8 protein-coding genes and 2 pseudogenes are annotated in these 6,311 nt (G+C 66.2%); 7 read left to right on the top strand and 3 right to left on the bottom strand.

Features of this window, described 5'->3' with window-relative positions; all coding sequences use genetic code 11:
- Nucleotides 1–180: 180 nt before the first annotated feature.
- A complete protein-coding gene (locus F8178_RS18870; protein ID WP_317496177.1) occupies nt 181–744 on the bottom strand; it encodes an N-acetyltransferase in 564 nt (187 codons plus the stop codon).
- A gap of 298 nt (nt 745–1,042) precedes the next feature.
- Between F8178_RS18870 and F8178_RS18865 the strand changes: the two genes are divergently transcribed.
- Together F8178_RS18865 and F8178_RS18860 are read left to right on the top strand one after the other, a co-directional pair.
- Complete coding sequence (locus F8178_RS18865; protein WP_317496176.1) at nt 1,043–1,480, top strand: SAV_6107 family HEPN domain-containing protein; 438 nt, start codon at nt 1,043–1,045, stop codon at nt 1,478–1,480.
- A complete protein-coding gene (locus F8178_RS18860; protein WP_317496185.1) occupies nt 1,480–2,244 on the top strand; it encodes a maleylpyruvate isomerase N-terminal domain-containing protein in 765 nt (254 codons plus the stop codon). Before F8178_RS18865 ends, F8178_RS18860 begins: the two co-directional genes overlap by 1 nt.
- A 40-nt stretch (nt 2,245–2,284) precedes the next feature.
- Here the strand turns inward: F8178_RS18860 and def are convergent, their stop codons facing one another.
- Nucleotides 2,285–2,785, bottom strand: coding sequence for a peptide deformylase (gene def / locus F8178_RS18855; protein ID WP_317496175.1), 501 nt, complete (start codon nt 2,783–2,785; stop codon nt 2,285–2,287).
- Between the two features lie 104 nt (nt 2,786–2,889).
- Nucleotides 2,890–3,078 carry a hypothetical protein gene (locus F8178_RS18850; protein WP_317496174.1) on the bottom strand — a complete coding sequence of 63 codons (189 nt, stop codon included), beginning with the start codon at nt 3,076–3,078 and terminating at the stop codon, nt 2,890–2,892.
- 2 nt (nt 3,079–3,080) lie between these two features.
- Here F8178_RS18850 and F8178_RS18845 point away from each other — a divergent pair, with 2 nt between their 5' ends.
- From F8178_RS18845 to F8178_RS18835, 5 genes and pseudogenes are all read left to right on the top strand, one after another.
- Entirely contained in the window at nt 3,081–3,281 is a 201-nt protein-coding gene (locus F8178_RS18845; protein ID WP_317496173.1) for a DUF3046 domain-containing protein, read from the top strand.
- 205 nt (nt 3,282–3,486) lie between these two features.
- A pseudogene (recA, locus tag F8178_RS20485) lies at nt 3,487–4,102 on the top strand (recombinase RecA); the annotation flags it as partial.
- Nucleotides 4,090–4,962 (top strand): annotated as a pseudogene (locus F8178_RS20480) (recombinase RecA); the annotation flags it as partial. The pseudogenes recA and F8178_RS20480, both read left to right, overlap by 13 nt.
- A 171-nt stretch (nt 4,963–5,133) precedes the next feature.
- The gene (locus tag F8178_RS20475; protein WP_396345809.1) at nt 5,134–5,631 is read left to right on the top strand and encodes a hypothetical protein; all 498 of its coding nucleotides are present in this window, start codon (nt 5,134–5,136) and stop codon (nt 5,629–5,631) included.
- 14 nt (nt 5,632–5,645) lie between these two features.
- Entirely contained in the window at nt 5,646–6,197 is a 552-nt protein-coding gene (locus F8178_RS18835; protein ID WP_317496171.1) for a regulatory protein RecX, read from the top strand.
- The last annotated feature ends 114 nt before the right edge of the window (nt 6,198–6,311 follow it).

The raw sequence follows: 6,311 nt of genomic DNA, 5'->3' as shown, positions 1-6,311 counted from the left end.
GCTGCACCACCTCCAACGCGTGCAGCTGCTCCACCAACCCACCCCGATCCGCCCGCCACCACGCGGTGCCGGGCCCAGGAAGCGCAACCCCCACCCCGCCAACCATCACCCCCACAAAAGAACACACATTCGACACTCGCAAGCACGTTCGATCCGCGAGGTCGCGCCTGGCGCCACACGCTACAACGGCAACCGCCTGCCCAGGACCGCGAATGGTCGCGGGTCGCCAGCGAAGTAGTGATGGCGCAGGATGTCCTGGAAGCCGAGCCGCCGGTAGAGGCGCCATGCCCGGGTGGTGCCTTCCGGGGTGGAGAGCAGCACCTTCGACTGGGGGACGTCGTCGAGCAGCTTGCGCAGCAGCTCCTCGCCAATGCCGTGTGCCTGGCTCGGCGGTCGCACGTGGAGTTCGGTGAGCTCGAAGTAGTCGTCGAGCCAGTCGTCCGAGGCACCCTTGCTTCCGCCTTCGATGAAGCCCTTGCGTACTTGCTCGTGCCACCACTGACCAGCCATGCCGCGGTAGCCGTACGTGAGCCCGATGAGGGAGCCCGCCGTGTCGAGCGCGACCACATTGCGCCAGCCCTCTCGCTGGATGTGGGCCAACCATGTCGGTGCGCGCTGCTCCGCGGTGCCGGGGGCGTACCCCATCGCTGTGGTGTACACGGCAAGGGCTTCGGGGAGGCGGGTCCGGAAGTCGGCGGCGGAGAGCTGGAGTAGCCGGGCCGATCTCGACGACATCGCGGTCACGTCCGCCCTCCTTGTGTGGACTGCGATTGGGGCTCACCGTTGCCTCTCAGGGTAGGCGACTGTGGTGGTCGACACGATGTGACGTGACCGCCCGCTCGCGGCCATCTCTCCCGGGCCGGGCGGCTGCGCTGGATCTTCGCCCGAGTGCCTGCGGTCGCGGGCTTGAACGAGTCGGTGGTGAGGGTTATGCTGCGAACAGGTTCGAACATATATTCGATCTCGAGGGTCGTTCCCGTTCGGCGTGTGCCGTGGTCGCTGTGGGCGCTCGGGTGGGAACCGCATGTGGAAGGGGAGGCTCATGTCGCGTACGGCTATCTCGCGAGGTGCGGCCCGGCGCGGTGGGGCCGCTGGCCGGAACACCTCGGCCAAGCCCATGGCCGCGGCATTGCTGGCGCAGGCATCCCGCCGGTGGGCGGACGCGGCCTGGCATGCCGATCCGGAGGAGCGCTTCGCCGGTGCGTACACGGCCGCTCAGCGAGCGGCCGCCGCGGTGCTCGACGCCAGGGGGAGGCCACACAGGGGGCGGTCGCGACCGACGAGCGTGTGGACGCTGCTCGGGTCGGTGGCACCCGAACTGAGCGATTGGGCCGGGTACTTCGCCGACCACTCGGGTAGCTATGCCGCAGTTCAGGCGGGCATCACAGACCGGGTGACTCAGCGGGACGCCGACGAGTTGCTCTCGCGGTCACGTGTGTTCCTCGCGACGGTACGGCAGACGATGGGTGGGTATGCGTGATGTCGACGCATGCGCTGTTGGACCGGCACCGGTATCTCGAAACGCTGCGAACGGAGGCGGATCGCCTGGTGCACGCGGCGCTTCAGGCCCGGCACGACCGGCCGGTGCCGTGGTGTCCCGGCTTGGCGCTGGGGGAGACGGTGCGCCATGTCGGCAGCATCTACCGCGTCGTGTATTGCTGGCTGACGCACGGGGCGCGGCCACGGGACTGGGTGGACGAACCGGCGGACGGGGAGTCGGTCGAGGATTACCTCCGCGCCGCTCTCGACGAGCTGTTCCCGGCGCTGGCGGCAACGGAGGCAGGCGTCCCCGCGGACACCTGGTGGCCGGAGGACTGTACGTACGGGTTCTGGCAACGCCGCATGGCCCACGAGACGACCGTGCACCGGGTCGATGTGCAGTCGGCTGCCGGTGTCCCGGTTACCGAGATCCCTGAGGACATCGCGATCGACGGTATCGACGAGGTGCTGCGCCTCTGGTTCGGCCACCGGCTGACGCTTCTCGGGGTGACCGGTACCCGGCAGGGGAGCGTGGTGCTCCACGCCGGGAAACACGCCTGGTTTGCGCACGCCGATCGGACCCAGACCGAGGTCCGGCGGGTGACAGCTGATGAGGTCAGCCTGGCCGACGGTCACGTTCGTGGTGCCCCCATGCAGGTGTACCTGTGGTTGTGGGGCCGGGCGCCCACCAGCGCGGTGACGACCGAGGGCGATGACGATGCCATCGCTCAGCTGTGGGCGTTGCTACGGCTGGCGACCCGGTGACGTGGTATCGGGCCGCGCTTGAGGGGCCACGACGACCCGGTTAACGCGACCAGAACCACGGTCGTTTCCGGGATCGCGCGAAGGCATCCTTGCGCCGCTCGGTGCTGAGCCGGTCGAGGTACAGCATTCCGTCGAGATGGTCGACCTCATGCTGCAAGCACTGTGCCAGTTCCCCCGTCCCCTCCACGATGACCGGCTCGTTGCGCAGGTCGACCCCCCGTACCACCGCCCGCGTGGCGCGCGGCGTGGGAAAAGACATCTCGGGTACCGACAGGCAGGCTTCGTCGAGCTCGCGAACCTCCTCGGACAGCTCCACGATTTCGGGATTGATGACGTAGCCGATCCGGCGACGTTCGTGATAGCTGAACGCCCGTAGGTTCACTCCGATCTGCGGCGCCGCTAACCCCGCCCTCCCGGGAAGGTTCACGGTGTCCAGCAGGTCGTTGACCAGTGTCCTGGTGGAAGCGTCGAACCGCGTGATCGGTTCGGACACGGTCTTGAGGACAGGATCCCCGAAGTACCGCAGATTCCGAACGGCCATCGCGCCTCCCAACCACAGTCGATACTCAACTACGTTGCATACCACGCCCTCTCCGGGGTGTAGCGCGCGGTCGACCGAGTCAGGAGCCCGTAGCCGTAGGCCGGCTACTCGTCGCGGTCGCGGTCGCGCAGGTTGCGCCACGCGACGAGGACGGTGGTGAGCGTGGCCAGGATCGCGGCGAGGCTGGCGAGCTTCAGGGCCAGCGGGGCCCATTCCGGAACGTCGAGCTGGGCGAGTAGCACGGCCTCCACCGTACCGGTCAGCGGGCGAGCGGGGGTGGCTAGGCTGAACACCGATGCGCATCACGGTGTTCCGGCGGCTGATGGCCGCGGAGTTCGGCATGGTCAGGGCGGAGACGCTCGCGGCGGACTACGTGCTCAGCGATCTGGACGGGCGGACGGTGGATCAGGCGCTGGCCGACGGGGTTCCCGCGAAACGGGTCTGGCGTGCGGTGTGCGCCGAGTTCGGGGTGCCGACCGACCGGCAGGAAATCTAGGATCGGTCGGCCTTCCGGCGTGTCGCAGCATGATCGAACGGATGTTCGTCTAGTATAGGTCCACAGGCGGGGCAGCTGTCCCCAGGTCGTTGCCGAGGTCGGTGACGTGTCGGCCCGGTGCCGTAGCGTCGGCCTCGACGCGCCCCTGAGAGACGCGCCCGGCAGACGGCTTCGTAGCAGCTTCATATCAGCGAGGTGGGTTTCCATGGCAGCACCGGATCGAGACAAGGCGCTCGAGCTGGCCATCGCACAGATCGACAAGCAGTACGGCAAGGGCTCGGTGATGCGTCTCGGTGAGGAGCAGCGCGCCCCGATCGAGGTGATCCCGACGGGATCGATCTCGCTGGACGTCGCACTCGGTATCGGCGGGTTGCCGCGTGGTCGGGTTGTCGAGGTCTACGGTCCGGAAAGCAGCGGTAAGACCACGGTCGCGCTGCACGCCGTGGCCAATGCCCAGGCGAGCGGGGGGATCGCGGCGTTCATCGACGCCGAACACGCTCTGGACCCGGAGTACGCGAAGGCTCTCGGCGTGGACACCGATTCGCTGCTGGTGTCCCAGCCGGACACCGGGGAGCAGGCCCTGGAGATCGCGGACATGCTGATCCGCTCGGGGGCACTGGACATCGTGGTCATCGACTCGGTGGCCGCGCTGGTGCCGCGTGCCGAGATCGAGGGGGAGATGGGTGACTCCCACGTCGGCCTGCAAGCACGGTTGATGAGCCAGGCCCTGCGGAAGCTGACCTCGGCACTGCACAACTCCGGCACCACGGCGCTGTTCATCAACCAGCTCCGGGAAAAGGTCGGTGTCATGTTCGGGTGTGGATCTTGGTATACCAACGTCACACTGGCAGATGGCACCCAGGAAAAACTCGGCAAGATTGTTAACCAGAAAATGGACGTCGAGGTTATGTCTTATGATCCTGACCTCGGGAAAATTGTCCCGCGTCGTGTTGTGAACTGGTTCAATAACGGCCGAGCCGACGAGTTCCTCCATTTCAAGGTCGATCGCCCTGGTGGTGGCACTGGGCGTGGACATGCGAGTCTGGCCATGACTCGCAACCATCTGATCCGTACACCCGGAGGTTGGCGCGAAGCTAGCGACATCCGTGTCGGCGAGCGTGTGATGCTGTCCCAGCCATGCTTGCTCGGCGAGCAGCAGTGGCAGGTCATACTTGGTTCCTTGATGGGCGACGGCAATTTGTCATGTCCGGTTCGTCATGATTCCGAAAGCGCCCGATTCCGTATGGGCCACGGCGCGAAGCAGGCTGAGTACCTGCGCTGGAAGGTGTCGTTGCTGGATAACATCCCGCACAGCTGCACCTCTAACGGTAAAGGCGCTACCTTTGCTGACTTCACGCCGTTGGCGGAGTTGGCCGAGCTGCGCGACGCGGTCTACTTCGGGGATGGTCGGAAGCACCTCTCGTGGGATTACCTCAAGGCACTTACCCCACTGTCGCTTGCGATCTGGTATATGGACGACGGCTGCTTCACCGTCCGCTCGAAGGGGGCGCAACAACGCACCGCAGGGGGAAGTGGCCGGATCGAGATCTGCGTCGCGGCCATGGCGGAGGACTCCCAGCAGCGCCTGGTGCAGTACCTGCGCGATACTTACGAGCTCGACGTCAAGCTGACGACACGAGGCAAGCGGCAGGTTCCGATTCTGCAGTTCACCACGGCAGCCACAGCGCGTTTTCAGGAGATCATCGCACCTTACGTGCATCCTTCGATGGAGTACAAGCTGCTGCCGCGTTACCGGGGGCGGTTCGGAGTGACAACTCAGTTTGCCGAGCCGACGATGCAGCTTATGCCGGCGCGGGTGACGGCGATTACTCCGAAGAGTGACTATCCGATCATGAGTCGCTACGACATCGAAATCGAAGGTTCTCACAATTACTTCGCTGACGGTGTGATGGTGCACAACTCTCCCGAGACCACCACCGGGGGTAAGGCGTTGAAGTTCTACGCCTCGGTCCGGTTGGACGTGCGGCGGATCGAGACGTTGAAGGACAGCGGGGAACCGGTCGGGAACCGCACCAAGGTCAAGGTCGTGAAGAACAAGGTGGCGCCCCCGTTCAAGCAAAGCGAGTTCGACATCCTCTACGGGAAGGGCATTTCCCGCGAGGGGTCGTTGATCGATATGGGTGTCGACCAGGGGATCCTGCGGAAATCGGGTGCGTGGTACACCTACGAGGGCGATCAGCTCGGCCAGGGGAAGGAGAACGCTCGCCGTTTCCTGGCGGACAATCCGGACGTGGCCAACGAGATCGAGAAGCGGATCAAGGAGAAGCTCGGGGTCGGGCCGACGACGTCAGGTGAGGAGGACGCCGCTCCCGCTCCGGTCGAGTTCTAGATCATGGGGTACCGATGACGGTCGGTTCTACGGACGGCGAGCCGCCCGGGAGTGAGCCCGCCGCGTCGACTACCGACGCGGCGGCCGCCGACGGCTTCCGCCAGGCGAAGGACGTGTGTCTGCGGCAGCTCGCCTCGCGCCCGCGCACCAGGGAGGAGCTGCGTTCCACCCTCGTAGGTAAGGGTTTCGACACCGAGCTCGTCGAGGGGGTCCTGGACCGGCTCGCCGCTGCCCGCCTCGTCGACGACGCCGAGTTCGCCGAGAGCTGGGTGCGGTCCCGGCATACCCATCAGGGCCTCGGCCGCCGTGCGCTGCGCGCCGAACTGCTGCGCAAGGGGGTGGAGGCTGGGACAGCCGAGGAGGCACTGGCGGGGCTGGACGACACCTCGGAGGAGGAACGCGCGCGGGCGCTGGTCCGCAAACGGCTGCCCTCGCTGCGGCGCGTGGACCAGACCACGGCCCTGCGCAGGCTGGTGGCCCTGTTGGCGCGCAAGGGATACCCGGAAGGGGTGGCCTACACCGTGGCGAGTGAGGAACTGGGGGCCGCCCGCGAACGCGAGATGTGATCGTGATCTCATGACATCTGACACATGTGGCTCTTGTCACAGCGTGTCGGTCACGGCAAAGTTGACCTTGAAGCACCACCGAGGCCGAGTTGCCGCCGGGGTGTCGTACGTGGG

The organism is Haloechinothrix sp. LS1_15 (assembly GCF_033042135.1).
Taxonomy (GTDB): domain Bacteria; phylum Actinomycetota; class Actinomycetes; order Mycobacteriales; family Pseudonocardiaceae; genus Haloechinothrix.
Note: the sequence above shows the minus strand (reverse complement) of the source record. Positions and strands in the feature narration are given on the sequence as shown.